A 23,329-nucleotide genomic window follows, 5' to 3' on the forward strand; every position below is an offset into this window, starting at 1 on the left:
AGGCTATATGTCTATTGATCGTCTGGTAATGGCGTTTGCCGGCTCGTTCGTTCTGATCAGTCTGGCGCTGCGCTGGCGCACTGGCATTCGCCGAATGGGCTGTGGTTTACCGCGTTTGTGGGGGCTAATTTAGTGCAAGCGTCGTTCAGTGGTTTTTGACCGCTAGCGATTATTTTGAAGAAGCTTGGGTTTAAATCGGGCTGTGCATTCTGATAGCTTGGGTCAAAGTGCCGGATCGTTGCCAGACGGCGATTCGGCTGTTTTCTGTTCGGCCTAATCAAACTTAGTCCTCGCACAGAGCATAGCGGTCTACTTTAAATAGGCCGCTACTGTTCGCGACTCCCAACCCCCTTCCGGCAATTCACCCGGTGGATTGACCAGCCAATCCCAACAGGCCAATTGATCGGCATTTTGAAGATAGTCACTCAAAACGGGCCGGTAATCCGTTCGATCAAGCAAGCCGGCGCGGCTATGGCGTTGATCCGCAATTTCCGTGATCAGACAAACCGGCGTTTGCCAGCTATCCAGCCAATATAGGTGGGCAAGCATCAAGGCCTGGCCGAAAGCTTCCAATTGTCGTGGCTCGGCGGCGGTATTTGCCAACCAGTCCAGCGGAAGCAGAGGCAATTGTGTCAGGCAATTGACCGACGCGACCCAACGCGGTTTGACCGCTAACTCGGGCGCTATAGGATTCCGCACCAACGCTGCTGGCGGGATTTGCCGATGCTGAGCCAGCCAGTCCACGATGCCGGTGGCGTCATGCGAATGACAAAACACCCGGTTTGACCAATATTTGGCAAGGCGTCGGCTTGGGTAAGTAAAGGCGATGTCCAGCAACACTATCTGATCGAAATACCGCAATAACTCGGCGATGGGTAGATCGTGTGCGCTGCCACCGCCGATAATCAGGGCTGCGCCACCCGTATCGCCTAGCAATTGTGCGGCACTCAGCAAAGCCTGCTGAGTGGCTTGGATATGCGGTCGCCAAGCCTGGCGACAGCGGCGGTGCCTGACTTGCAAAGCGGCCATTTCCCGAGCGTAACCCAATAAGCGCGCTTCGCGGCTGGCGGTGCGCACGCCCAAATAATGCCAAAACTCTTCCAGCATTAGCTGTGTTGCGTTACAGGTAGTTTAAGGGATAGCGCAGCCACTATTCGTCCAAGCGATGCCCGCAATACTTGCAATGCGCCGCGTCGAAATCGTGGCTGGCGGCGCCGCAATCCGGGCAGGCGCGGTTATCCAGATTCTGGTTTTTGCGGGTGTTGAGCAATTCGGCGCTATAAATGCCGGTCGGCACGGCGATAATGCCGTAGCCCATGATCATAATGGTAGAAGCGATCATCTGCCCGAACGGTGTTTTCGGCGCGATGTCACCATACCCGACCGTGGTGATGGTGACAATGGCCCAGTACACGGCTTTGGGAATACTGGTAAAGCCAGCGATCGGACCTTCGACGACATACATCAAGGTGCCGAACACCACGACCAGGGTCAGCACCGCGTATAAGAACACGGTGATTTTTCGTACGCTATTAACCAAAGCCACCACCAGAATGTCGGCTTCTTCCAGATATTCGGAAAGCTTTAGCACTCGGAAAATCCGTAATAGCCGCAAAATCCGCAAAGTCAGCATGTATTCCGCGCCAGGTAGCAGTAAGCCCAGGTAAGCCGGCAGTATCGATAACAAGTCAACAATCCCGAAAAAGCTGCGGGCATACAGCCAAGGGCGCCGTACGCAAATCAGACGCAACACGTATTCCAACGTAAACAAACCGGTAAACAGCCATTCCGCCCAGAACAGCGCCGTCGCGTAACGTTGTTGAAAATCGGCCACACTGTCCAGCATCACTACCACGATGCTCAGCAAAATCGCCACGATCAAGGCGATATCGAAGCGCCGCCCGGCGGCGGTTTCCGAACCAAACACAATTTGGTTCAGCGCCTCGCGCCACGCGGAAAGTGTCGTGCCTTGATTGTAGCGGTGCTGGCGTTTGGGCTTAGCGGTCATGGTTCTCGATGGTGAACGGTAGGGGAGTGCTGCTTGGCGGGCAAAGTATAAATCCGCCCCGATGGTCGGGCTAACTCAGACAATATTTTGTTTGGCGCCAGCGGTCGATTGTCGGGTTTGCTACAAATGAGCTTGGCTCAAAGCATAGAAAATTCAAGCGTTTATAAGTTGGCACAACCGTTGCAAAAGCATTATTAAAAACGTGAGGTTGTGTTATGAAATCGACCAAAGATATTGCGGAACTGCTGGACGAACCGGCTTGCGAGCATAACAAGAAGGAAAAGTCCGGCTGCGCCAAACCTAAACCCGGCTCGGCGGCGGGCGGCTGCGCTTTCGATGGCGCCCAGATCGCGTTGTTGCCGATTGCCGACGTGGCCCATATCGTCCACGGTCCTATCGCTTGCGCGGGTAGCTCTTGGGACAACCGCGGCACCCGTTCTTCCGGCTCGGAATTGTACCGAATCGGTATGACCACTGATTTGACCGAACAAGACGTGGTGATGGGACGTAGCGAAAAACGCCTGTTTCATGCGATTAAACAAGCCATCGAAACCTACAATCCGCCGGCGGTGTTTATCTACAACACTTGCGTACCGGCTCTGGTGGGCGACGACATCAACGCGACTTGCAAATCCGCCGCCGAACGCTGGGGCGTGCCGGTCGTACCTATTGATTGCGCCGGCTTCTATGGCACCAAAAACCTGGGTAACCGCATCGCCGGCGACGCGATGGTCAATCACGTGATCGGTACCCGCGATCCTGATCCGTTGCCACCCGGCACCGAGCGCCCCGGTATCAAGGTACATGATGTGAATCTGGTGGGCGAATACAACATCGCCGGCGAGTTTTGGCACGTGCTACCGCTGCTCGACGAAATGGGCTTGCGGGTATTGTGTACCTTGTCCGGCGACGCCCGCTTCCGCGAAGTACAAACCATGCATAAAGCCGAAGTCAATATGATGGTGTGCTCCAAAGCCATGGTCAACGTCGCCCGCAAACTACAACAAAGCTATGGCACGCCGTGGTTCGAAGGCAGTTTTTACGGCATCACCGATACCAGCCAGGCTTTGCGCGATTTCGCCCGAGTGATTAACGATCCTGATTTAATCGAACGCACCGAAGCCATCATTGCGCGCGAGGAAAACCGCATCCGCGAAGCACTGGCGCCCTGGCGAGAAAGGCTAAAAGGCAAGCGGGTATTGTTGTTTACCGGCGGCGTGAAAAGTTGGTCGGTGATTTCGGCACTGCAGGATTTGGGGATGGTCGTGGTGGCTACCGGCACCAAGAAATCTACCGAAGAAGACAAAGCGCGGATTCGTGAATTAATGGGTGAAGACACGCTGATGATCGAAGACGGCAGCCCGAAGGCGCTGTTAAAAGTCGTTGCCGATTACAAAGCCGACATTCTGATCGCCGGCGGCCGTAATATGTACACCGCGTTGAAAGCGCGGATTCCGTTCCTGGACATCAATCAAGAGCGCGAGTTCGGTTACGAAGGTTATCAAGGCATGCTGGAACTGGTCCGGCAACTGGCTTTGACTTTGGAAAGCCCGGTTTGGGAAGCTGTGCGGGCGACACCGCCCTGGCGCACCGGAGGCCTGAAAAAATCGGCCACTATCGAGGCGCCAGCAGAGCCTTTAGCGGCTCAGGCGGCATAGCATGGCCGACATCGTCAAACGCAATAAAGCCCTGTCGGTCAATCCGCTAAAGGCCAGTCAACCGACCGGCGGTTCCTTGGCCTGCCTGGGCTTTGATCGGGCGATTCCGATGCTGCACGGCTCGCAAGGTTGCACGGCGTTTGCCAAGGTGTTTTTCGTGCGGCATTTCCGAGAGCCGATTCCGCTGCAAACCACTGCCATGGATCAAGCCAGCTCCGTGTTGGGTGCCGACGAAAATGTCATCGAAGGCATCAAAGCGATTGCCGAAAAATCCAACCCGGCCTTGATTGCGGTACTGACCACCGGTTTGGCGGAAACTCAAGGCTGTGACGTGCACCGTAACGTCCGCGAATTTCGCGACCGTTATCCGGAATACGCTCACGTCGCCGTGGTCGCGGTGAACACGCCCGACTTCACCGGCTGCGTGGAAACCGGCTATGCGGCGACGATTTACGAAATTATCAAAGCTCTGGTGCCGGACGCGGAAACCGCAGGGACCAAGCCGGGCAATCGTCAGCGCCAAGTCAATTGTCTGGTCAGCCCTATGCTGACGCCCGGCGATCTGGAGGCTTTGCGCGATTTGATCGAACAGTTCAATTTACGCCCCGTGCTGGTGCCGGACTTGTCCGACTCGCTGGATGGCAGCCTGACCGACGACGATTTTTCGCCGGTCACCATCGGCGGCACGCCAGTGTCGGAGTTGGTGACTTTGGGTGAAGCTAAAGCCAGCTTGATAATCGGCGCGTCCTTACGCAAGTCCGGTGAGTTGTTGCAGGAAAAAACCGGCGTCCCCAGTTTCTATTTTGATCATCTTTATGGCCTGCAGGCTAACGACGCCTTGATCACTACGCTAGCTGACATCAGCGAAATGCCGGTGCCGCAAAAGATTGAACGGCAGCGCGCGCAATTGCAAGATGCGATGTTGGATACACACTTCATGCTCGGCCAACTGCGGGTGGCTATCGCTGCTGACCCAGATCAACTCAACGCCTTGATTCATCTGGTACAAGGCATGGGTGCGGAAGTGGTGACCGCGATTTGTGCCGGAAATACACCAGTGCTGGCGACGGCACCGGTGGACAGCATCAAGATCGGCGACCTGGAAGATTTGGAAGTTATGGCTAAAGAACGCAAGGCGCAATTGCTGATCGGTAACTCGCATGCCGTGGCTAGCGCCGAACGCTTGGGCATACCGATTCTGCGTATCGGTTTTCCGTTGTACGACATCATCGGCGGTTATCAGAAAACCTGGATAGGCTATCGCGGCACTCGGCAAACCTTGTTTGATTTAGCCAATTTGGTAATCAACTTTGCCCACGAGGAGATCGAGCCTTACTACTCGCCGTATGCGCAAAAACCCGAATCCGAACGTCAAGCGTGCTCGCCGTCATGTCATTAGCCCGCCGCATGCACGTTTTGCATACCCACGAACAGAGGATGCCTATGGAAACCGCTATTAAAGTCGCATTTGCCACTACCGACATGGTGCACGTTGATCAGCATTTTGGCTCAGCCAAATCGTTTGCTGTGTACGCAGTGGATCCGGAGCAGTCCGAATTCATGGAAGCCGCGCAATTTGGCGAACTCGCGCAGGACGGTAACGAAGACAAGTTATCGGTGAAGATTCAGTTGCTGGAAGGCTGCGCGGCCGTGTATTGCCTGGCGATTGGTGCCTCTGCAGTGAAACAAATCGTCGCGCAAGGCATTCAGCCGGTCAAAGTCCACGAAGGCAGCACCGTCAAGGATCTGATCGCGGATTTGCAAGCCGAAATGAAAGCTGGGCCATCCAGCTGGTTGGCCAAAGCCATCAACCTACACAAAGGCCCCAATCCGGAGCGGTTTAACGCGATGGAAGAGGAGGGGTGGGATGAATAGATTGTGCTTAGAGAGCGAGGACGCCTGTAAATAGATGCTTAGGGTGGGCACGGTTTTTGTGCCCACACCGAAAAGAGATTTTGTGTCGCTATCGCGACGGGTTGTTTAGAAGTCGGGTCTCGGCCCGACAACCGAGATACTTTTCTTTGCTTGTCCAAAGAAAAGTATCCAAAAGAAACGACACCCGAAATGCCGCTTTGACCCTGCGCGCCGAAGCGTTTATCGAGGGTCGGCAGAAGGGGCTTCCCAGCCCCTCCGCCAACGCAACGCATCCATGCGCTGCCCCTTCGGGCTGATCTCGATAAAAGCTCGGGTGCTCGGCGCGGCATACGGGATTTAGCGCCTAGCGCGATTAAATGTATTCAAATTGATCAAACATTAAATTAGGAGAACCACCATGGCCCAACCCGCATTAGTCGTCGAAGCAGGCGACCCGTTCATGAACTCGGAAATCGTCGTCGAGATGGTCAAACAACTGCGTGCACTCGATACCTACGACACCTACGAAGGTTGGTCGGAAGAGAAAATTATCGATCCACTCGTGATGACTAAAGAACGCAAACGCGAGATTCCGATTATTGGCGATCCGGACGAAATTACTTTGGCGCGGGTCAAAGCCTATTACAACTCCATTGCCTCGCTGATTGAGAAGAAAGGCGGCTTGATGGCGGTACCGGTCATCAACATCACCCACGAAGGTTTCGGCCGGGCTTTGGTATTGGTCGGCAAATTGATAGTCGTCGATAAAGTCTTGCGCGACGTGCACCGTTTTGGTTTTCCCAGCCTGGAAGATTTGGCCGCCAAAACCGATGCAACCATTGAGAAAGCGCTGGGTTTGATCACAACCTATAGAGAAGTAGCCGAAGCTTGAGGTGTGCGATGAGCGACGAAGAACTGAAAGTATTGGAAAAAGACGTAAAAAAAGCCAAGCGTATTGCTAGTGAGGCTGCCTCGGTATTGCACGATTTGATCGAAGACAGATTGCCGGATGCCTATGGCGAACTGATGGGTATTGCGCAAGCCACTTACGACGCCTGCAAAGCCTGGGATGATGCCAACAAGAAGTTCTTGGCTGCCAGCAAAGAAACGGCTTAGGAGACGATCATGAGCGAATTTGTAACCGGCGTGACCTTTGGCGGCACCGTTTGGATACCGTCTTACGTTACCGACATTAATCAGCGTACTTGTATCGGTTGCGGCCGTTGTTTCAAGGTTTGTCCGCGCGACGTATTTGATTTGGTCGAAAAAGACGAAGCCTTATCAGCCGAAGATTTTGGCGACGATTACGGCGACTTTGAGGACGATGACGATAACAGCATGGTGATGAGCTTGAAAAATGCTGCTGACTGTATTGGTTGCGAGGCGTGCTCCAAGGTTTGTCCTAAGGATTGTTTTACGCATCAGCATAAGGCGGCTTAGCTTGTGTCGCTGGCGCGACGGCCTTTTTAATGTCGGTTCTCGGACCGACAGCCGAGTGACTTTTCTTTGCTTGGCCAAAGAAAAGTCACCAAAAGAAAGGCCACCCCGATGCCGCTTTGATCCTGCGCGCCGCAGCGTTTATCGAGGGTCGGCAGAAGGGGCTTCCCAGCCCCTCCGCCGACGCACCGCATCCCTGCGGTGCCCCTTCGGGCAATTCTCGATAAACGCTCCGGTGCTCGGCGCGGCATAGGGGGGGGAACACCGTCTCTGTGTAGCTGGATTGGATTGCTGTTCTCGAATTGAAAGATTGTTTTCCAGGGGAAGGGTGTGGTCCCGTATTTCGACCCCGAGCATCGCAGTTTTTTGCGGGATTCGCCCGGAGGGGAGCGGCAGGGATGCCGCTCGTTGGCGAAGGGGCAGGAAGCCCCTTTCGCCAACCCCTGCAAAAAACGAGAAGCGCAGGATCAGGGCGAAATCCGGGTGGCTTTTCTTTTGGCTACTTTTCTTTGGCCAAACAAAGAAAAGTAGCCCGCTTGTCGGTGCGGGAACCGACATTAAATACGCCGTCGCGATAGCGACACCTCATTTAAAGCGAACCAAAATAAGGATACTCATTATGCCTCGTCCCGATAAACACGTATTCGTCTGTACTCAAGCTCGTCCGCAAGGCCATCCGCGCGGCTCCTGCACTGCCAGTGGCTGTGCCGAGGTGATGAACGAGTTCATGAACCAAATTCAAGTGCGGAATCTGTTCGAGAAAATCGGCCTAACCAACACCGGTTGCATGGGGCCTTGCATGCTCGGACCCAGTGTGCTGGTCTATCCCGAAGGCGTCATGTACGGCAAAGTGACCAAAGATGACGTCAAAACCATCATCGATCAGCATTTGTTGGGTGGCGAGCCGGTCGCCGCCTTGGTCGCGCCAGCCGAGGTTTGGTAAACCATGAGTCAGCTCGGCTTTTTTGAAGAACGGGTTTTATTCAGTCCGGATGTGCCGGAAGAGGTGAATAAGCTGTTGCAGATGGCGGTGGCCGCCAGTCATGCCGACAAGCCCTTGGCGGAAAAGTATTTCAGACAGGCGCAAGCCTTGGATGGTACTTGTCTGCAAACCTATTTTGCCTTGTATAAGTTCTATTTTTACCAAGGCCGTCTGCTGGAAGCCGAGCTTGAAGTGATGGCGGCACTAAACGAAGCGGCTCGGCAGGGCGGTTTTCCGGCCGACTATCGGCAACTGGGCCGGGAATTGGCGCAGTGGGATATGTACGCCAGCGAAGTCGCGCTGTTTTATCTCTACAGTTTAAAAGCGCTGGCCTTTATCAAACTGCGGCGGCAATTGGATGCGGAAGCCCAGTCCATACTGGTGTTGATGCGCGCGCTCGATCCGGAAGACCGTTCCGGCGCCTCGGTGATTATGGATTTGGCGGATGCAGTGCTGGAGGATGCCGCATGACCAGCGAACAGGTTGCCGAGCAGGTCTCGGCGCGGCGGGCTTTCGGCGAGACAGTCTGTCAACGCATTATAGAAAATATCGTCAAGCTGGGCTTTCCGCTGCAAACCGAACTCAGTTTGCCGAAATTCGATAGCGCCGAGTTCAGTTTAGTCACCGACCCGTTTACCCAAACCCAGGATCTGGTGGGTTATTGGTACAATGCCGGTAAGCAGCGCATCGGTCAGATTAAATTTCATGGCGACGGCAGTTTTTATGCCGAATACGATGTTGTGCAGCCGCACCCGACCAAAAAACAATGGTTCGTCGAGGCCATTAATGCCTGGGGCCAGCAAGACAACATCAAAACCGAAGCAAAATTGCTAGACATCCCGCAATAAGGGGGGGCAATGGCTAACCCAAAACGCTTGTACGAACTGCTGCTGGACTATTGCAGCAGCGATGCCGTGGTGGACAACCTGATGATCGGTTTGGTCTGGACTGTGTGCCAAAGTCAGGGCCGGGCGACCGCCGGCTTGGCGATGAGTCCGGGGCAGAACACGCGCACCTTGCCGTGGTCGGGCACCTTGGTGGGCAAACCGGTGACGGATTTAGCCGCCTGGATTACCGAATGGGAACCGTATAAAGCCACGGTTGCCATGGCAGCTATCAACAGTTGCATCAACGCTCGGCCTTTACCGGATTCGCTGGTGTTGGACAGTCACGACGAACACGCCAATCTGGCGGTGTTCGAGCATTTTTTGCCGCAGCTGAATGGCAAAAACGTGGTGGTGATCGGCCGTTATCCGGGCATCGAACGCTATCAAGACAAAATGCATTTAACTATTTTGGAGCGACAACCGTCCGCCGCCGATCTGCCGGATTCCGCGTGCGAGTTTTTATTGCCGCAAGCCGACTGGGTGTTTTTGACCGCCAGCAGTATTCCGAATAAAACCTTTCCGCGCTTGGTGGAGCTATCCTGTCACGCCAAAACCGTGTTGATGGGCCCCACCGTACCGTGGCTGCCGCAGTTGCATGAGTTTGGCATCGATTATCTGGCCGGGGTGGAAATTGTCGATCAAGCGGCCTTGTATCACACCGCCGCGCAAGGTGGCGGCGTGCGGATCTTTAATAACGGCTTACGCTACCGCGTGGCGGAACTGGCCCCGCAAAGCAGTATTAGCTGGTTGAAGCAGCAAATCGCCGATTGTTTCAACGAAAGAACCCAACTGACCGAAGCGATGGAGCAATGGTATCGCGACGGCAATAAGGCGCGTTTTCCGCAGTACTCGCTGTTGGACCAAATCAACAGCCGGCTGTCGCGCTTGGATAGCAGCTTTAAATCGTTGTGGGACAATTGTGCACCTGGCTAAGCAATGAATAATGCAGTGCCGGAGGCGTTTAATAGCCACCGATTGTTATTGATGTACAAAGGCGATATTAGTGCCTTAACTTTGTTTGCCCAGCAGTCCGGCGGTAGCGTGTGCTTTCCGCAGTCCTTGCCGCCGCTGTCGGTTGCCTTCGATGAAGATGCGACGGTAAACGACGGAAAAATCACCGTGCACCCGGCAACGCTGGTTAACGCCATCAATCGTCTGCTGGGGTTTGATAACGACTTACTCTATGCCGAAGCCGGTTTTAAGGAATACGTCGATACCCCAAAAGGCACCGTCACGGTGTATATGGCGCGTTTCAAGTTGCTGGACCCGCCGCACCGCTTGATGCAGGCTCTGGGATGCCATATGCGCACTTTGCCGGAGTTACGCGGTCGGCCGCCAGCCGAAATGGAGTTGTTGCGCCGGGCTTACACCAAAATGATGGAGGGCTAACATGTTCGATATGATGGATTTTGGCATGGGCGAATTTACGGGCGATAACGGCTCACAGTCACCTGCACCCAACGGTCCGTATATCCCGGAAGCCAGTGAATGCATGCGCTGCGGCATGTGTGTCAGCAGCTGCCCGACCTTTCGCTTGTTCGAAATCGACGCCGAAACGCCCCGGCAACGCATCCGCACCATCAGCAAAATTTTGGTTGAGGATGCGCCGATTAGCGCCGAAGAGCGCACCCATTTGGATAATTGCCTGCAATGCCGCGCTTGCGAAACAGCCTGTCCCAGCCGGATGCGTTACGGCGCGCTGTTCGATCAGGCCCGAGCGAAATTGCAGGAGGCGGCGGCCCACCCTTGGTTAGCCAAGTTGGCGATGTACTTTATCGAACACAAACGCCGGCGGCGGATGTTGTTGCCCTTGCTGTCTTTGTATTTACGTTCCGGTTTACGAAAACCGCTGAGAGCCAGCGGCTTGTTGCGTAAATTAAAATTGGCTACCGCCGAAAGTTTACTTAACGAGCCGGCCTTGGGCAGCTTGGCCGGGATTTATCCGGTCGGCAGGCGGCAGCGTCAGCGCGGACGGGTCGCTTTGTTTACCGGCTGTCTGGCGGAGCATTTCGACCGCGCCACCCAACGGGCCGCAATCAAACTGCTCAATACCATAGGCTATGAAGTGGTGGTGCCGGAAGGCCAAGGCTGCTGCGGCGCCATTCATCAGCACAACGGCTGTTCCGCGCAAGCCTTGAAAGAGAAAAATATCGAAGCGTTTTACCAATTGGAAGTGGACGCGGTGATCTACGTGGCCAGTGGCTGCGGCGCGATGTTGAGTGAGTACGAAGGCGATAATAGCGAAACCGCCGGTTGGTTTGCCAAGCGCCTGCAGGACATCAACGAATTTTTATTGGAACATTGGCCGAAGAACTTGGAGCCTGCTGCGTCCAATATGAATGTGGCGGTGCACGAGCCGTGCAGCCAGCGCAATGTGTTGAAAAACGGCCGTGCCGTGCATGAGCTGCTGCGGAAAATCCCCGGTTTAAATATCGAAGCCCTGCCGGATAATCAACTCTGCTGCGGTGCCGGCGGCAGCTATATGCTCAGCCACCCGGACAACGCCCAGCAACTGCGCCACGCCAAGCGCCAAGCCATCGAAGGCTCCGGTGCGGATGTGGTGGTTAGCAGTAATTTCAGCTGCGCGTTTTACCTCAATGCTGATCGCGCCGAAACCGCGCGCAAGCTAGTGCATCCGATACGCTTGTTGGCGGACAGGGTGTAGGTTTACCACTTCATACCTTGGCTTCATAGCCAATCTTGGCACTGTAGAGTAGCCAACCGCCTAGCGGATACTGCTCAGGTTGCAGTTTGCTAGGCGGGCTGGATCACTGGTAAAGTGGCTGCGCAACCTCTTCAGCGCTCCCTATGACCTGTTTCGATGACCCAAGATGACCGGTAACTATCGATTCCACTTGTACGCGGTGGTTTTGGTCGGCCTCTTTGAGACGTTAGAGGCCTCGGCCGATGTCCTGATTCAGGGCATAGACGGTGAGTTATTAAGGAATGTTGAAATCAGCTTGTCTTTGCGTGAACAGGACTGCAAGGCGCCTGATTGGAAAATCAATAGTCTGTTCCTCAAGGCCGATCAGGAGATCGACGATGCGTTACGCGCGTTAGGTCACTACCACGTCAGCCTAGAAAAAAATCTGGATATTAAGCCCGATTGCTGGCAGGCGCGCTTTGTTATTACGCCCGGCGAGCCGATGCGCGTGACCGCGATTGACCTGCAATTTCTCGGTGAAGCGGTTGACGATCCGGCATTCGCGAGCTTACGGGAAAAGTTATCCGCCAAAGTAGGCAGCCCGCTGCATCACGGGCATTATGAAGCCTTAAAAAAACAAATCGAGGCATTGGCCTTAGAGCGTGGTTACTTGCAAGGCCGCTTTGCCACGAGTCAATTGCGCGTCGATCCTTCTCAAGATCGGGCCGATATTGTGCTGCATTACGATGCGGGGCCGCGTCTTTATTTTGGCGAAGTCAAGATTGACCAGGCTGTTCTTGATCCCGCGTTTGTTGCCAAGTTGGTCAAGGTCAAAACCGGCGAGTATTACGATAGTCATAAGCTAGCCGATACGCACAATGCGCTGTCCAACAGCGGCTATTTCAAATCGGTGGATATTCATCCGGATTTAGCCGGCATAGCCGATAGGCAGGTGCCCGTCATGCTGAGTCTGTATCCGAACAAGCGCCATCATTACGGGATGGGTTTTGGATACGACACCGATAAGGGGCCTTTGGTCAGTGGAACTTATCTCAATCGTTTGATCAATCCGCAGGGCCATTATTTCAACGCCGAACTGGATCTATCGCCGGTCTTGGCTACAGCCGGCGCTGAATACACCGTACCGCTGGATGATCCGCTCAACGACTCCTTGAGCTTTGGTGCGGGTGTGAAACGCGAAGACACGACCAGTTATACCTCGTGGGCAGGGAAATTATCGGCGCGCTTGAAGCACGCATTCACCAGTGGCTGGAAGCAGACATTGTTCATCGACTACAGTTACGAGAAGTATACGGCGGCGAATACGACCGACACGACGCTATTGCTGTTACCCGGCGGCAGTTGGTTGCGTTCGGTATCGGACAATCCGCTTCGACCGACACGTGGCTATCGGTTGGAGTTCTCAGTGGATGGCAGCTACAAAAGCCCGCTGTCCCATATCAGTATGCTGCAAGGGTCTGTGGCGGGCGTGTGGATGCACCCCGTTGGCGACGTGGGACGCATTGTGCTGCGTGGCGAGCAAGGCGCTACGCTGGTGGATAATTTCGATAAGCTACCCACTACCTATCGTTATTTTGCCGGCGGTATGAACAGCATACGTGGTTACAATTACAAAGAACTGGGACCTAAGGACGCTACGGGCGCGGTGGTGGGTGGGCGCTTTTTGAGTGTGGTCAGTGTTGAATATGAACATTCGGTGCTCGACAATTGGGGGGCCGCCGCTTTTATCGATGCCGGCAATGCCTATAATTTGGACGGCATTCAAGTGAAGACCGGTGTGGGTTTGGGGGTGCGTTGGTACTCGCCGATTGGTTTGGTCCGCCTGGATTTTGCGGTGCCCCTGCAATCCGCCGACTCCTCGTTTCAAATCCATTTTGCCGCAGGGACACGTTTGTGAGCCTGTGGCGCTGGTCGATGAGGTGTCTGCGGGGGCTACTCCTGGTACTGGCGTTGCCGTTGCTGCTGTTGGCGGTCGTGCTGGCTATGGCCAACAGCCAGTCGGGAAGTCGCTGGCTGATTCAGCAAGTACTGCCGACCGAGGCCAGTATTACTGACATCGAAGGTACCCTGCTGCATCGTTTGCAGTTGGCAGGGGTGCAGTACCATGCCGATGGCACTCAACTCAAACTCCGCTACCTCTCGCTGGCTTGGTCTCCGCTCGCTTTGTTGAAAGGCGCATTGCAGATCGACGAGATCGCCACCCAAGGCCTGGAATTGACCCTGGAGCCGGATACTCAGAAGGCTGATAACAGCAGCCATTTTGATCCGGAAGCCTCGCTACCCCTCCCGCTGGCGCTGCGCTTGGATAGGTTGACGGTTGACGATAGTACATTCATCCAGTCTGGTCAACGCCACGATCTGCGCAATCTCACGTTGTCTGCCAACACCGAAGGCGGCCGCTTGCATTTGACCCATATGGTCGCTGAGGCAGCGGATTATCAGCTTGGTCTAAATGGTTGGTTGGGCTTGGGCGGTGGCTATCCACTCGTACTAAACGCGACATGTCAGTTTCGTTCGATCGAATATGGCAACTGGCAGGCAGCCAGCAAATTCAGCGGCGATCTGAAGCGCTTGGTACTGGACATCAGTGCCTCAGGCCCGTTCGCTGCGACCTTGCACGGTCAGATTGATGAGCTGTTACAAGCCCCCGGCTTTGCATTGCAAGGCGATTGGGTCGATGCGCGCTGGCCCTTGGTCGGCGATCTTCCGCATTTGACAAGTCCGCAGGGTTCGCTGACGGTGCAGGGTAATCTCTCAGCCTATCAGGCCAAGTTGACCGCCGATGTGCGGCGAGCCGAGTTGCCGGATGCACACGTGGATTTGGTGATGGACGGTGCGCCGACGTCTGCCAAACTCCAACGATTCCTGGTGGCATCCAAGGCAGGCAGCTTGGCTGTTGACGGTACGATTGCCTGGCAAGACGCTGTCCAATTTGCTTTGCATGCGCAAGCCAGAGATTTTAACCCGGCGGTATTGGTGCCGGATTTGCCGGGGCGCTTATCGCTTGATGGGGATGTCGAGGGACGTTTGAACACGGGCGTACCGCAGCTTAAGGCCCAACTGCATCGGCTGGATGGGCAATTGCTCGGTAAACCCTTAAGCGGAGGGGGGCAATTTACACTGGATGGACAGGTCGTGGCGGTCGATCAGTTACAACTGTCGTCAGGTAGCAATCGGTTACACGCTGATGGCCGTTTGGGTCCGGCAGAATCCGCGCTTCGCTTTGATTTGCATACGCCGGCTTTAGCCGGTTTGTGGCCCGGTCTGCGCGGCAAAGCGCATGTTAACGGTCTTCTGCGCGGCGATTGGCATTTGCCGGATATTGAGTTGACGGCGCAGGCGGCGGGGCTTGGCTATGCGCAACAGCAAGTCGGCGCATTTGATCTGACCTTGGATTTTCAGCCAAACGCCCTTAGCCAGTTACAAATGCATGCCCAACATGTACTTAGCGGTCACGACCCAATCGACAGCGTGGCGATAGCCGCCAGCGGCAGTTCAGCAAAGCACAGCGTTAGCCTGGATGTCCGTGCGCCGCAGGGGCAATTGGCGCTGGCGCTGGCCGGCGGCTGGCAAGCACCGCGCTGGCAAGGGGCGTTGCAGGCTTTATCCTTGCAAGTCCCTCGACTCGGTGCCTGGGAATTGCGGCAAGTCGCTGTCTTGACGATAGAGCAGCGGCCTGCCGGTGCCGATGTGCGCCTGGCCGATACCTGTCTGACGCAAGCGAATGCGTTAATCTGTTTGCAGGGCGATTATCTGGCAAATGGCGATCTGAGCGGTCAGGGGCGGGTTAGAGACTATCCGTTGGATTTGCTAAGCGCGTATCTGCCGGCGCATTGGCGACTTTTTGGCAGCTTGGCCGCGACTGCCGAGGTTCGCAAACGCGGGAGCGGTTTGCAGGGTGATTATCGATTGGCGCTGGCAGACGCCGGCGTGTCGCTGCCGGTGGGTCAGAACGGGTTGGTGGTGCCGTTTCGTAAGGCCATTCTGTTCGGCAATCTCGCTGGCGAGCGCTTGACTGCCGATCTTGATTTGGCGACTGACGGTAGCGACTTTATCCGCGCTCAGTTGCAACTGGATCAAGGTCTCGGACAGGGCTTGGCCGGAAACTTCGCCGCAAAAATCAACGATCTTGGTTTGTTTCAAGGTCTGGTGCCTAATATGTCCGGGCTTAAGGGACGATTCGGCGCCGATCTAAAACTAGGGGGCTCGTTGCCTCAGCCAGTTGCACAGGGGCGTCTGAGCTTGGAGGATGGCCGCTTACAAATTGATGAACTGGGTATTGTTTTGTCCGATATTCAGCTGCATGCCGATGCCGTGAATGATGATCAGCAACTTCAAGTACACGGCAGTCTTCGCTCTGGCGGCGGTCGGCTTGCCATCGATGGTTTGTTGGGCCTGGATGGCACTGCCGATCTTGATGTGCTGGGTAATGACTTTGAGGTGGCTAAGTTGCCAGAAGCCGAAGTGACCATCGCGCCGCATCTTAAGCTGGGCCGCTCGGCCCGTGGTGATGCCAAAGTGACCGGGGCGTTGGGAATTGACAAAGCCATGGTTAAAATCAAAGAGCTGCCGGCCAGTGCGGTGGCGGTCAGTCGCGATGAGGTGATCGTCGGCAAAACGGACTCGGAGCAGGCTATCGAAGCGCCACCGGGTATCGACGCTGACGTGGCGATTCAGTTGGGGCAGCAAGCCAGTTTTTCCGGGCTTGGCTTGGATACAAAACTGACCGGGCAACTGCAATTTCTGAAAGTTGATAGACGTCTTGCCTTGCATGGCGCCATCGATATGGCTGACGGCCGTTATCGAAGTTATGGACAAGACCTTAAGTTGCGTAAGGGCCGGTTTTTATTCAACGGCCCGATTGATCGCCCGTGGCTGGACGTCGAAGCCTATCGGGTTTCCAAGGATCAGAAGGTGACGGCCGTGTTGCAGGTCAGCGGTTCGGCCACTGCGCCGCAGACCAAGATTTATACCGAGCCCAGCCTGCCGGAGTCCGATGCGCTGGCGTATTTGATTACCGGGGCTTCGCTGAACCAAGCCGGTAAGGATGAAGGCAATATGATCGCGAGCGCCGCTTTATCCTATGGCGCAGGGCGGCTGTCGTGGCTGACCGAGAAACTGGGTATAGACGAGTTTGAAGTGCAGCAAGGCAAGTCGTTTGCCGATACGCTGGTCACTGCAGGACAGTATCTGACGGCTAATACCTATGTGGGCACCAAACTGGGCCTGTTCAGCAAGCAGGCGCTGCTGGTTTTGAAATACAAACTCACCGATAGCATCAATCTGGAAACCCAAACCGGCACATCGCAGCGGGTCAAAGTCAATTATGAGTTTGACACTGACTAAAGCTCGCTGCGTCATTGGCCATAATTCATTCGCTTAAAATCCCTTTCATCCAAAGTTAAGCAGTTTCTAATACATTCTTAATTAAACCCTCAGGCTTTCTCTCATCTTGTCTCGGTAATCTACTACCCAAGCGAATAGGGATTAACAACCCGTTCGTATCAGGTTGGGTTTCCAGGGACGGTGACCCTTAGTCATTGGATCAAGACGATTTAGGGGTTAAGCCATCATGCCACTCGGTTTGGGAAATATTTTCAACGGGCTTTTTAAACAGTACGGTCACACGGTGATTCTGTTGCTGCGCGTCATCGACGTCGCCATGTTGTTTGCTGCCGCTTGGGTGACTCACTATTTTTGGTTGCGCGAGTACGTTGTCGATCAGGATTACCGGATCGTCATCGCGCTGGGCATCCTGGGTGCCATCATCTTCTTCGAAATCGGCCAGGTGTATCGGCCTTGGCGTAACGATGCGATGCGCGGCGAAATTGCCCGTATCGTCAGGGCCTGGATTTCGGCGTTAGTGGCAGTGGTGTCTATCGTCGCCTTAATCAGATTGCATTTTTGGTTCGGTTCCAGTTACCGCTGGATTGCCTCCTGGGGCGTGCTGGGTTTGGTGTTTGTATTGGCGGCGCGCGGGGTGTTGTCGCAAGTGTTGCGTTTCTTGCGAGCTCGCGGATGGTCGCAGGGCCGCATCGTCATGGTCGGTTTGAATCAAATGGCGGTGGCGGTGGCGCGGCAGTTGAATCATTCATCTTGGGCTGGGCTGCAAGTAGTCGGGTATGTAGACGATAGGGGCGATGATAGAACTTCAATTAATGATTTCGCACTGCCGCGTCTGGGTAAACTGGAAGACCTGCCGGGTATCATCTCGGCTCAAGCGATTGATGAAGTGTGGGTGGCCTACCAAGGCGAATCGTTGACCGAACGCGCCCAATATCAACTGCGTCATCTGCCGGTCAGCATCCGATTAGTGATCGACTGCTTCGCTTTCAAACAAAGCAAATTCCTGAGCTTGAATACTGTGGCCGGTATTCCGACCCTGGATTTCTCAGTATCGCCGTTGCATGGCATCAATCGTTACATCAAAGAAATAGAAGATCGGCTTTTGGCTTTGATTTTGTTGCTGCTGATTAGCCCGCTGATGTTGGTTTTGGCAGTGGGTGTGAAGCTGAGTTCGCGGGGCCCGGTGTTTTATCGTCAGGAGCGGGTGGGTTGGAATAACCGCTCGTTCACGATGCTGAAATTCCGTTCGATGCCGGTGGATGCTGAAGCCAAAACCGGCGCGGTCTGGGCCAAGCCTGGTGAGAATCGCGCCACGCCGTTCGGCGCTTTCCTGCGCAAAACCAGCCTGGATGAACTGCCGCAATTGATCAATGTGTTGCGCGGCGATATGTCGTTGGTTGGCCCACGCCCCGAGCGTCCGGATTTCGTCGAAGTGTTCAAGGACCAAGTCCCCAACTACATGAAAAAACACATGGTGAAAGCCGGCATCACCGGTTGGGCGCAAGTCAATGGCTGGCGCGGCGACACCGATTTGAACCGCCGCATCGAACACGATTTGTATTACATCCAGCATTGGTCGCTGTGGTTTGATCTGGAGATCGCCTTCCGCACCGTGCTGACCGGATTTATCAATAAAAACGCCTACTAAGGAAACGCTTACATGTTTAGATTGATTCCCATCATGCTGATTTTAACCTTGCCCGGTTGTTTCCTGGCGCCGGGCATGGATATGAATACTGATAACGGTCTGACCGAAATCGAGATGCCGATGAAAAAAGACGGGCAATTGGTCAAGGAGAAAGTCCGCATCGTGCCGATTACCGCCGATTTGATTATCGAACGCGAGGCGAACCGTCGCCAGGCTATTAACAATTTGCCGCCGGTGGACCCCAACAAAACCAGCTACCGTATCGGTCCACAGGATCGATTGCAAATTACCGTTTGGGAACATCCGGAACTGAACGATCCCGGCGGCGAGAAAATCATGCCGGAACTGGCCGGTAAAGTGGTGGACGAGAATGGTGACCTGTATTACCCCTACGTCGGCAGTATCCACGTGGCCGGTAAAACCGTCAGCGAAGCCCGCGCGGATTTGACGCGCGAGCTGTCCAAATATTTCAAAAAGGTCAAACTCGACATTCGCGTGCTGTCCTTCCAGGCGCACCGAGTCGCGGTGGTGGGTGAAGTCGTGCGTCCCGGTGTGCAAACCATGAACGAAACGCCATTGACGGTCGCTGAAGCCATCACCCGCGCCGGTGGCTCGACCAAGGACTCCGATTTTGCCAACGTAGCGCTGGCCCGCGACGGCAAACTCTACAAGCTGGACGTGCAATCGATGTACGAAAAAGGCCTGACTACCCAGAACCTGCTGTTGAAAGACGGCGATGTGTTGAATGTCGGCGATCAAAAAGACAGCAAAGTGTTCGTGATGGGCGAGGCCAATCGCCAGCAAGCCATCCAGATCAACAAAGGCCGGATGAGTTTGTCGCAAGCTTTGGCCGAGGCGTCTGGGGTTGATTTTAATACCTCGCGGCCCGGCGATATTTATGTCATTCGCGCCGGTGACATGCATCCGGAAATTTTCCAACTGGATGCCGAATCGCCCGACGCGATGATTCTGGCCGATCAGTTTCCGCTACAAGCCCACGACACGCTGTTCATCGGTACCGCCGGTGTCACGCAGTGGTCGCGGGTGTTGAACCAAATCTTACCCGGCTCGTTTACCGCAATCATGTCGCAAGCCGCGATGATGGGGATGTAATGTTTGACTTCCCCCCTTTTAAAAAGGGGGATTGAGGGGGATTTATTTAATTACAAATCTCCCCTAGCCCCTCTTTTTCAAAGAGGGGAATTGATCTTTTTCAAACGAATGGGTTATGAAAAGTATGTATTCACAAAACGAAGCCACGCCGGTCTTGCAACCGTTGAATCAGTCGCGAATGCCCGAGCCTAGCGTCAGTATTCGCGACTACGTCGATTTGCTGATCGAAGGCCGGAAAACCATTTTTATCGCGCTATGTTCGGTGTTGCTGGTCACCACGGTTTATTTGGTGTTGGCCCCGCGCACCTACAAGGCCGATGCCTTGCTGCGGATCGATAAAAACAAGGCCTTGCTGTCCGCGACGCTGCGCAGCGAAAACAATCAAGCGCCTGCGGAAGCGGAAAGCCCGCGCGCACAGCGGGAAGTGGAGATTTTACGATCGCGTTCGGTGTTGGGCAAAGTCGTGGATAACTTGAATTTGACCATCGAAACCGAGCCTTACTTTTTTCCAATAATCGGCGAAACCCTGGCTCGCAAGCACGATGCGCATGACGGCATAGCAGATGCCTGGTGGGGGTTCAGTCGCTGGGCTTGGGGTGGCGAAAAGCTGAAAATCGCTGCGTTCAGCGTGCCGGATCGTTATCTGGAAACAGAGTTTACCTTGATCGCGTTGGAAGCCGGGCGTTTTCAACTGCTCGACCCGCGCGGCGACGAATTGCTGGCTGGCCAGGTGGGCGAGGTGTTGAGCGCCGAGATCGGCGAGAAAACCCCGGTGACGATTAAAGTCGAAACCCTGGAAGCGCATCCGGGTACGCATTTTGAATTAACCCGCCGCACCGCGCTGTCGGCCATCGAAACCTTGCAAAAAGCTTTTGCAGTCAAAGAAGTATCCAAGGATACCGATATTCTGAGCGTGGAATTGAAAGGCCGCGACCCGGAGCAGTTGGCTAAATCGGTCAACGACATTGCGGCGATTTACGTCAACGCCACCGTCAATTGGGAGTCGGCCGAAGCTTCGCAAAAACTGAGTTTTCTGGAAAGCCAGTTGCCCATCGTCAAGGAGCGTCTGGAAAAAGCCGAGCAAGGTTTGAGCGCCTATCGCCAGCAACACGGCGCGGTGGATATTTCCGCCGAAGCCGAGATTCTGTTGAAACAGGCCTCCGATATGGAAACCCTGGGCATTCAGCTCAAGCAAAAATACGACGAACAAAGCCAGCGTTTGGAATCCGAGCATCCGGACATGATCTCCACCAACGCTCAGATCAAGCGCGTGAATAACAAGCTGGCTGCTTTGGAAAAGCGCATTAAAGATCTACCGAAAACCCAGCAAAACATGGTGAGTTTGTCGCGCGACGTGCAGGTCAACACTGAGCTGTACACCTCTTTATTGAACAGCGCTCAGGAACAACGCATCGCTGCCGCAGGTTCTTTGGGCAACTCACGCATCGTCGACTTCGCGGTGACGCCGGAAAAACCTTACTGGCCTAAGCCTGGTTTGTTGTTGGCGATAGCCGGTTTGCTGGGCTTGAGCTTGGGCTCGGCCTTGGTTTTTCTGAGACATTCGCTGCAACGCCACGACAACTATCCGGCCTTGCTGGAATATCAAGTGGGCTTGCCCTTGTTTGCGGCGATTCCGCATAGCAAAAAGCAGCATAAATTGGGGCGTTTGCTGGGGAAGGATAAAGACAACGGTATTTTGGTCTCTCAGGATCCTTTGGATATTTCCGTCGAGTCGCTGCGCGGTCTGCGCACCACGCTGGAAGCCACGTTGGCTCAGCATGAAAGCAAGGTGATCATGGTCAGCAGCCCGGCGCCGGGCATGGGCAAGTCCTTTGTTAGCTCTAACTTGGCGGCCTTGTTGGCCAGTATCAAGAAACGAGTGCTGGTGATCGACGCCGACATGCGCAACGGCCGTTTGCACGATACCTTTTCGATAGGCAAGCAACCGGGTTTGTCGGATTTGTTGTCAGGCCGGGCAACGCTGGGCGAAGTGATCGTCAGCTTACCGGATGTGGGTATCGATTTGATCCCGCGCGGCAATATGGTGCTGAATCCGGCGGAATTGCTGGTGCTGGGCGAATTGTCGGAAACGCTGGAGCAGCTGAAAAGCTTTTATAACCACATAGTCATCGACTCGCCGCCGATTCTGGGCGCGACCGACGCGGCGATTCTCGGTAAGCATGCCGACGCCACCTTTCTGGTGGTGAAAGAGGGCCGCTACACCGCGCAGGAATTGGAAGTCAGCGCCCGCCGTTTCCAACAGGTTGGTATCAAACCTAACGGTTTCATCATCAACGATATGAAGGAAGGCTCGTCTTACTATCCGTATTACGGTTACGCCTACCAACGCGCGGATCAGGAACCGAAGGACGAATCGAGCTGGAGCGATAAATATCAAGCGGTAGGGGATTGGCTGGGTAAGCAGTTGGACAGGGAGCTGTTACCGGTTCCTGCCGAATCCGACGAGCGGGTTTAAATAACGCCGATGAGAATCCGCCTGGAAAAAGACCTGCCGGTGCTGTTGATTGCGCTGGTCGGCGCGTCAACGGTGGCCTCGCTGCCGCAGGTCGAATCGGCTTGGGCCGGTATCAAGGAAGTCTACGGCGAGCAGGAAATGGGTTTGCGGATTCTGCGCGAGGCTTTGTTGGGGGTGCTGATCGTTTACGCCTGGCTGGAACCGCGTTTGCGTAACGGAATTTTCACCAGCTCGGTGTTGGCGTTTCTGGGCGTGATTTGCAGCTATGTGTTGTTTGAAGTGGGCTATGCCTTGTATCTGGATTTACCGCTGGTCGTACCGCTGACCGGCCTGCGGGTGTTCGAATATCTGCCGGTGGCCTTGATCGGTTTCGTCACCAGTCGTTTGGGTGCCGGCGATTACGTGTTGTACAAATTCGCCAGCTACCTGCGCTATTACCTGGTGTTGCAAACCGGTTTGGCCCTAGCCCAGGCTCTTTGGGCGCCACCGTTGTTCGGCGTGTCGATGTTGGGCGGCGGCCGGCCGTTCGGCACCTTCGTCAGTCCTAATTTGTTTGGCGCGACGATGGCGACTTGCGCGTTGGTATTTGCCTTGGTGCCGGGCATGCGCCGTTGGTTAGCGCTGAGCGTATTTTTAGCGTTGTTGAGTGGCTCCCGCACCGCGTTTATCAGCTCGTTGCTGGTGGTGTTTTTTCAAGTTTATGCCGCATTGCGGCCACGTGATCGCTGGGCTTTAGTGATGCCCGCGCCGATTTTGGCGGTGGGCGCGTTGATTTTGGCTTCCAGCCCCTTATTGAGCGGCCGCGACGATGCCGATCCCACCCAGGACGGCAGGATCGATTTGTGGCAGCGGGTGTTTACCAATCATGTGCACGATCCGATGGATGTGCTGTTCGGTTGGGGCTTGGGTTTGAGTTCCAACACCGTCAATCTGTTGTTCGGTGCCGAATATTTTCCCGGCCAGTTCGATTCCGACAGCCTGTATTTATTCTTGTTGAACGGCTACGGTGTGATTGGCTTGCTGGCTTATCTGACGTTTTTATGGATCACGACAAGGATGTCTATCCACCCAAACAAAGGCTTGGTGGCGATGTTTATCTTCGCCGCCGGCCTGACTTTTAATATGTGGGAGTATTTTCCGCAGAACGCCTTGTTAATGATGCTGTGGGGTATGGTACTGGGCTGCACGGCTAAAGCCGGGGCAATGGTTCAGCCCATGCAGCCCAGAACCGATTATTCCCCGCGTTTACCTTAGG

At 54.8% G+C, this 23,329-nt stretch carries 21 protein-coding genes; 19 read left to right on the plus strand and 2 right to left on the minus strand.

The features are described 5' to 3' along the window. Positions 1-7 precede the first annotated feature (7 nt). Positions 8-133: a hypothetical protein gene (locus QLH52_RS02780; RefSeq protein ID WP_415879986.1), complete on the plus strand. Its 126-nt coding sequence runs from the start codon at positions 8-10 to the stop codon at positions 131-133. 176 nt (positions 134-309) lie between these two features. Here QLH52_RS02780 and QLH52_RS02785 read toward each other — a convergent pair whose 3' ends face one another. Next, a complete protein-coding gene (locus tag QLH52_RS02785) occupies positions 310-1,107 on the minus strand; it encodes a hypothetical protein (RefSeq protein WP_319960465.1) in 798 nt (265 codons plus the stop codon). A gap of 43 nt (positions 1,108-1,150) precedes the next feature. Next, positions 1,151-2,008 carry an ion transporter gene (locus tag QLH52_RS02790; protein ID WP_319960466.1) on the minus strand — a complete coding sequence of 286 codons (858 nt, stop codon included), beginning with the start codon at positions 2,006-2,008 and terminating at the stop codon, positions 1,151-1,153. A gap of 215 nt (positions 2,009-2,223) precedes the next feature. Between QLH52_RS02790 and nifE the strand changes: the two genes are divergently transcribed. From nifE to QLH52_RS02880, 18 genes are all read left to right on the plus strand, one after another. Continuing rightward, a complete protein-coding gene (nifE, locus tag QLH52_RS02795) occupies positions 2,224-3,666 on the plus strand; it encodes a nitrogenase iron-molybdenum cofactor biosynthesis protein NifE (protein WP_033157159.1) in 1,443 nt (480 codons plus the stop codon). Position 3,667: 1 nt separating this feature from the next. Continuing rightward, the gene (gene nifN, locus QLH52_RS02800; RefSeq protein ID WP_319960467.1) at positions 3,668-5,065 is read left to right on the plus strand and encodes a nitrogenase iron-molybdenum cofactor biosynthesis protein NifN; all 1,398 of its coding nucleotides are present in this window, start codon (positions 3,668-3,670) and stop codon (positions 5,063-5,065) included. 44 nt (positions 5,066-5,109) lie between these two features. Beyond that, positions 5,110-5,541 carry a nitrogen fixation protein NifX gene (nifX, locus tag QLH52_RS02805; protein ID WP_319960468.1) on the plus strand — a complete coding sequence of 144 codons (432 nt, stop codon included), beginning with the start codon at positions 5,110-5,112 and terminating at the stop codon, positions 5,539-5,541. A gap of 397 nt (positions 5,542-5,938) precedes the next feature. Continuing rightward, on the plus strand, positions 5,939-6,412 hold the full coding sequence (locus tag QLH52_RS02810; protein ID WP_033157156.1) for a NifX-associated nitrogen fixation protein: 474 nt from the start codon (positions 5,939-5,941) through the stop codon (positions 6,410-6,412). 8 nt (positions 6,413-6,420) lie between these two features. After that, positions 6,421-6,636, plus strand: a complete 216-nt coding sequence (locus QLH52_RS02815) for a CCE_0567 family metalloprotein (protein WP_020484884.1) — start codon at positions 6,421-6,423, stop codon at positions 6,634-6,636. 9 nt (positions 6,637-6,645) lie between these two features. Next, on the plus strand, positions 6,646-6,960 hold the full coding sequence (gene fdxB, locus QLH52_RS02820) for a ferredoxin III, nif-specific (protein WP_319960469.1): 315 nt from the start codon (positions 6,646-6,648) through the stop codon (positions 6,958-6,960). A 616-nt stretch (positions 6,961-7,576) separates the two neighbouring features. Beyond that, positions 7,577-7,900 (plus strand): (2Fe-2S) ferredoxin domain-containing protein, encoded by a 324-nt coding sequence (locus QLH52_RS02825; protein WP_319960470.1) that lies wholly within the window; start codon positions 7,577-7,579, stop codon positions 7,898-7,900. A gap of 3 nt (positions 7,901-7,903) precedes the next feature. Further along, positions 7,904-8,410 (plus strand): hypothetical protein, encoded by a 507-nt coding sequence (locus QLH52_RS02830; protein WP_319960471.1) that lies wholly within the window; start codon positions 7,904-7,906, stop codon positions 8,408-8,410. After that, positions 8,407-8,787 (plus strand): hypothetical protein, encoded by a 381-nt coding sequence (locus QLH52_RS02835; protein ID WP_171696453.1) that lies wholly within the window; start codon positions 8,407-8,409, stop codon positions 8,785-8,787. The genes QLH52_RS02830 and QLH52_RS02835 overlap by 4 nt, the downstream gene beginning before the upstream one ends. A gap of 9 nt (positions 8,788-8,796) precedes the next feature. After that, complete coding sequence (locus QLH52_RS02840) at positions 8,797-9,759, plus strand: DUF364 domain-containing protein (RefSeq protein ID WP_319960472.1); 963 nt, start codon at positions 8,797-8,799, stop codon at positions 9,757-9,759. Positions 9,760-9,762: 3 nt separating this feature from the next. Then, a complete protein-coding gene (locus QLH52_RS02845; RefSeq protein WP_319960473.1) occupies positions 9,763-10,215 on the plus strand; it encodes a hypothetical protein in 453 nt (150 codons plus the stop codon). Position 10,216: 1 nt separating this feature from the next. After that, positions 10,217-11,491, plus strand: a complete 1,275-nt coding sequence (locus QLH52_RS02850; RefSeq protein ID WP_319960474.1) for a (Fe-S)-binding protein — start codon at positions 10,217-10,219, stop codon at positions 11,489-11,491. A gap of 166 nt (positions 11,492-11,657) precedes the next feature. Beyond that, positions 11,658-13,388, plus strand: a complete 1,731-nt coding sequence (locus QLH52_RS02855; RefSeq protein WP_319960475.1) for an autotransporter assembly complex protein TamA — start codon at positions 11,658-11,660, stop codon at positions 13,386-13,388. Next, a complete protein-coding gene (locus QLH52_RS02860; RefSeq protein WP_319960476.1) occupies positions 13,385-16,837 on the plus strand; it encodes a translocation/assembly module TamB domain-containing protein in 3,453 nt (1,150 codons plus the stop codon). The genes QLH52_RS02855 and QLH52_RS02860 overlap by 4 nt, the downstream gene beginning before the upstream one ends. Positions 16,838-17,063: 226 nt before the next feature. Further along, positions 17,064-18,485: an undecaprenyl-phosphate glucose phosphotransferase gene (locus QLH52_RS02865; protein WP_319960477.1), complete on the plus strand. Its 1,422-nt coding sequence runs from the start codon at positions 17,064-17,066 to the stop codon at positions 18,483-18,485. Between the two features lie 12 nt (positions 18,486-18,497). Beyond that, complete coding sequence (locus QLH52_RS02870; RefSeq protein WP_319960478.1) at positions 18,498-19,598, plus strand: polysaccharide biosynthesis/export family protein; 1,101 nt, start codon at positions 18,498-18,500, stop codon at positions 19,596-19,598. Positions 19,599-19,713: 115 nt separating this feature from the next. Then, entirely contained in the window at positions 19,714-22,074 is a 2,361-nt protein-coding gene (locus QLH52_RS02875; RefSeq protein WP_319960479.1) for a polysaccharide biosynthesis tyrosine autokinase, read from the plus strand. A 9-nt stretch (positions 22,075-22,083) separates the two neighbouring features. After that, a complete protein-coding gene (locus tag QLH52_RS02880; RefSeq protein WP_319960480.1) occupies positions 22,084-23,328 on the plus strand; it encodes an O-antigen ligase family protein in 1,245 nt (414 codons plus the stop codon). Position 23,329: the final 1 nt, after the last annotated feature.

Source organism: Methylomonas defluvii (assembly GCF_033949435.1).
Taxonomy (GTDB): Bacteria; Pseudomonadota; Gammaproteobacteria; order Methylococcales; family Methylomonadaceae; genus Methylomonas; species Methylomonas defluvii.

Excerpts from the sequence above, each read along its gene's own strand:
- QLH52_RS02790 (WP_319960466.1), bottom strand. The coding sequence starts at position 2,008 with ATGACCGCTAAGCCCAAACGCCAGCACCGCTACAATCAAGGCACGACA.
- QLH52_RS02835 (WP_171696453.1), top strand. The coding sequence starts at position 8,407 with ATGACCAGCGAACAGGTTGCCGAGCAGGTCTCGGCGCGGCGGGCTTTC.
- QLH52_RS02810 (WP_033157156.1), top strand. The coding sequence starts at position 5,939 with ATGGCCCAACCCGCATTAGTCGTCGAAGCAGGCGACCCGTTCATGAAC.
- QLH52_RS02855 (WP_319960475.1), top strand. The coding sequence starts at position 11,658 with ATGACCGGTAACTATCGATTCCACTTGTACGCGGTGGTTTTGGTCGGC.
- QLH52_RS02840 (WP_319960472.1), top strand. The coding sequence starts at position 8,797 with ATGGCTAACCCAAAACGCTTGTACGAACTGCTGCTGGACTATTGCAGC.
- nifN (WP_319960467.1), top strand. The coding sequence starts at position 3,668 with ATGGCCGACATCGTCAAACGCAATAAAGCCCTGTCGGTCAATCCGCTA.
- nifE (WP_033157159.1), top strand. The coding sequence starts at position 2,224 with ATGAAATCGACCAAAGATATTGCGGAACTGCTGGACGAACCGGCTTGC.
- nifX (WP_319960468.1), top strand. The coding sequence starts at position 5,110 with ATGGAAACCGCTATTAAAGTCGCATTTGCCACTACCGACATGGTGCAC.
- QLH52_RS02850 (WP_319960474.1), top strand. The coding sequence starts at position 10,217 with ATGTTCGATATGATGGATTTTGGCATGGGCGAATTTACGGGCGATAAC.
- QLH52_RS02870 (WP_319960478.1), top strand. The coding sequence starts at position 18,498 with ATGTTTAGATTGATTCCCATCATGCTGATTTTAACCTTGCCCGGTTGT.
- QLH52_RS02875 (WP_319960479.1), top strand. The coding sequence starts at position 19,714 with ATGAAAAGTATGTATTCACAAAACGAAGCCACGCCGGTCTTGCAACCG.
- QLH52_RS02815 (WP_020484884.1), top strand. The coding sequence starts at position 6,421 with ATGAGCGACGAAGAACTGAAAGTATTGGAAAAAGACGTAAAAAAAGCC.
- fdxB (WP_319960469.1), top strand. The coding sequence starts at position 6,646 with ATGAGCGAATTTGTAACCGGCGTGACCTTTGGCGGCACCGTTTGGATA.
- QLH52_RS02825 (WP_319960470.1), top strand. The coding sequence starts at position 7,577 with ATGCCTCGTCCCGATAAACACGTATTCGTCTGTACTCAAGCTCGTCCG.
- QLH52_RS02845 (WP_319960473.1), top strand. The coding sequence starts at position 9,763 with ATGAATAATGCAGTGCCGGAGGCGTTTAATAGCCACCGATTGTTATTG.
- QLH52_RS02865 (WP_319960477.1), top strand. The coding sequence starts at position 17,064 with ATGCCACTCGGTTTGGGAAATATTTTCAACGGGCTTTTTAAACAGTAC.
- QLH52_RS02830 (WP_319960471.1), top strand. The coding sequence starts at position 7,904 with ATGAGTCAGCTCGGCTTTTTTGAAGAACGGGTTTTATTCAGTCCGGAT.
- QLH52_RS02785 (WP_319960465.1), bottom strand. The coding sequence starts at position 1,107 with ATGCTGGAAGAGTTTTGGCATTATTTGGGCGTGCGCACCGCCAGCCGC.
- QLH52_RS02780 (WP_415879986.1), top strand. The coding sequence starts at position 8 with ATGTCTATTGATCGTCTGGTAATGGCGTTTGCCGGCTCGTTCGTTCTG.
- QLH52_RS02880 (WP_319960480.1), top strand. The coding sequence starts at position 22,084 with ATGAGAATCCGCCTGGAAAAAGACCTGCCGGTGCTGTTGATTGCGCTG.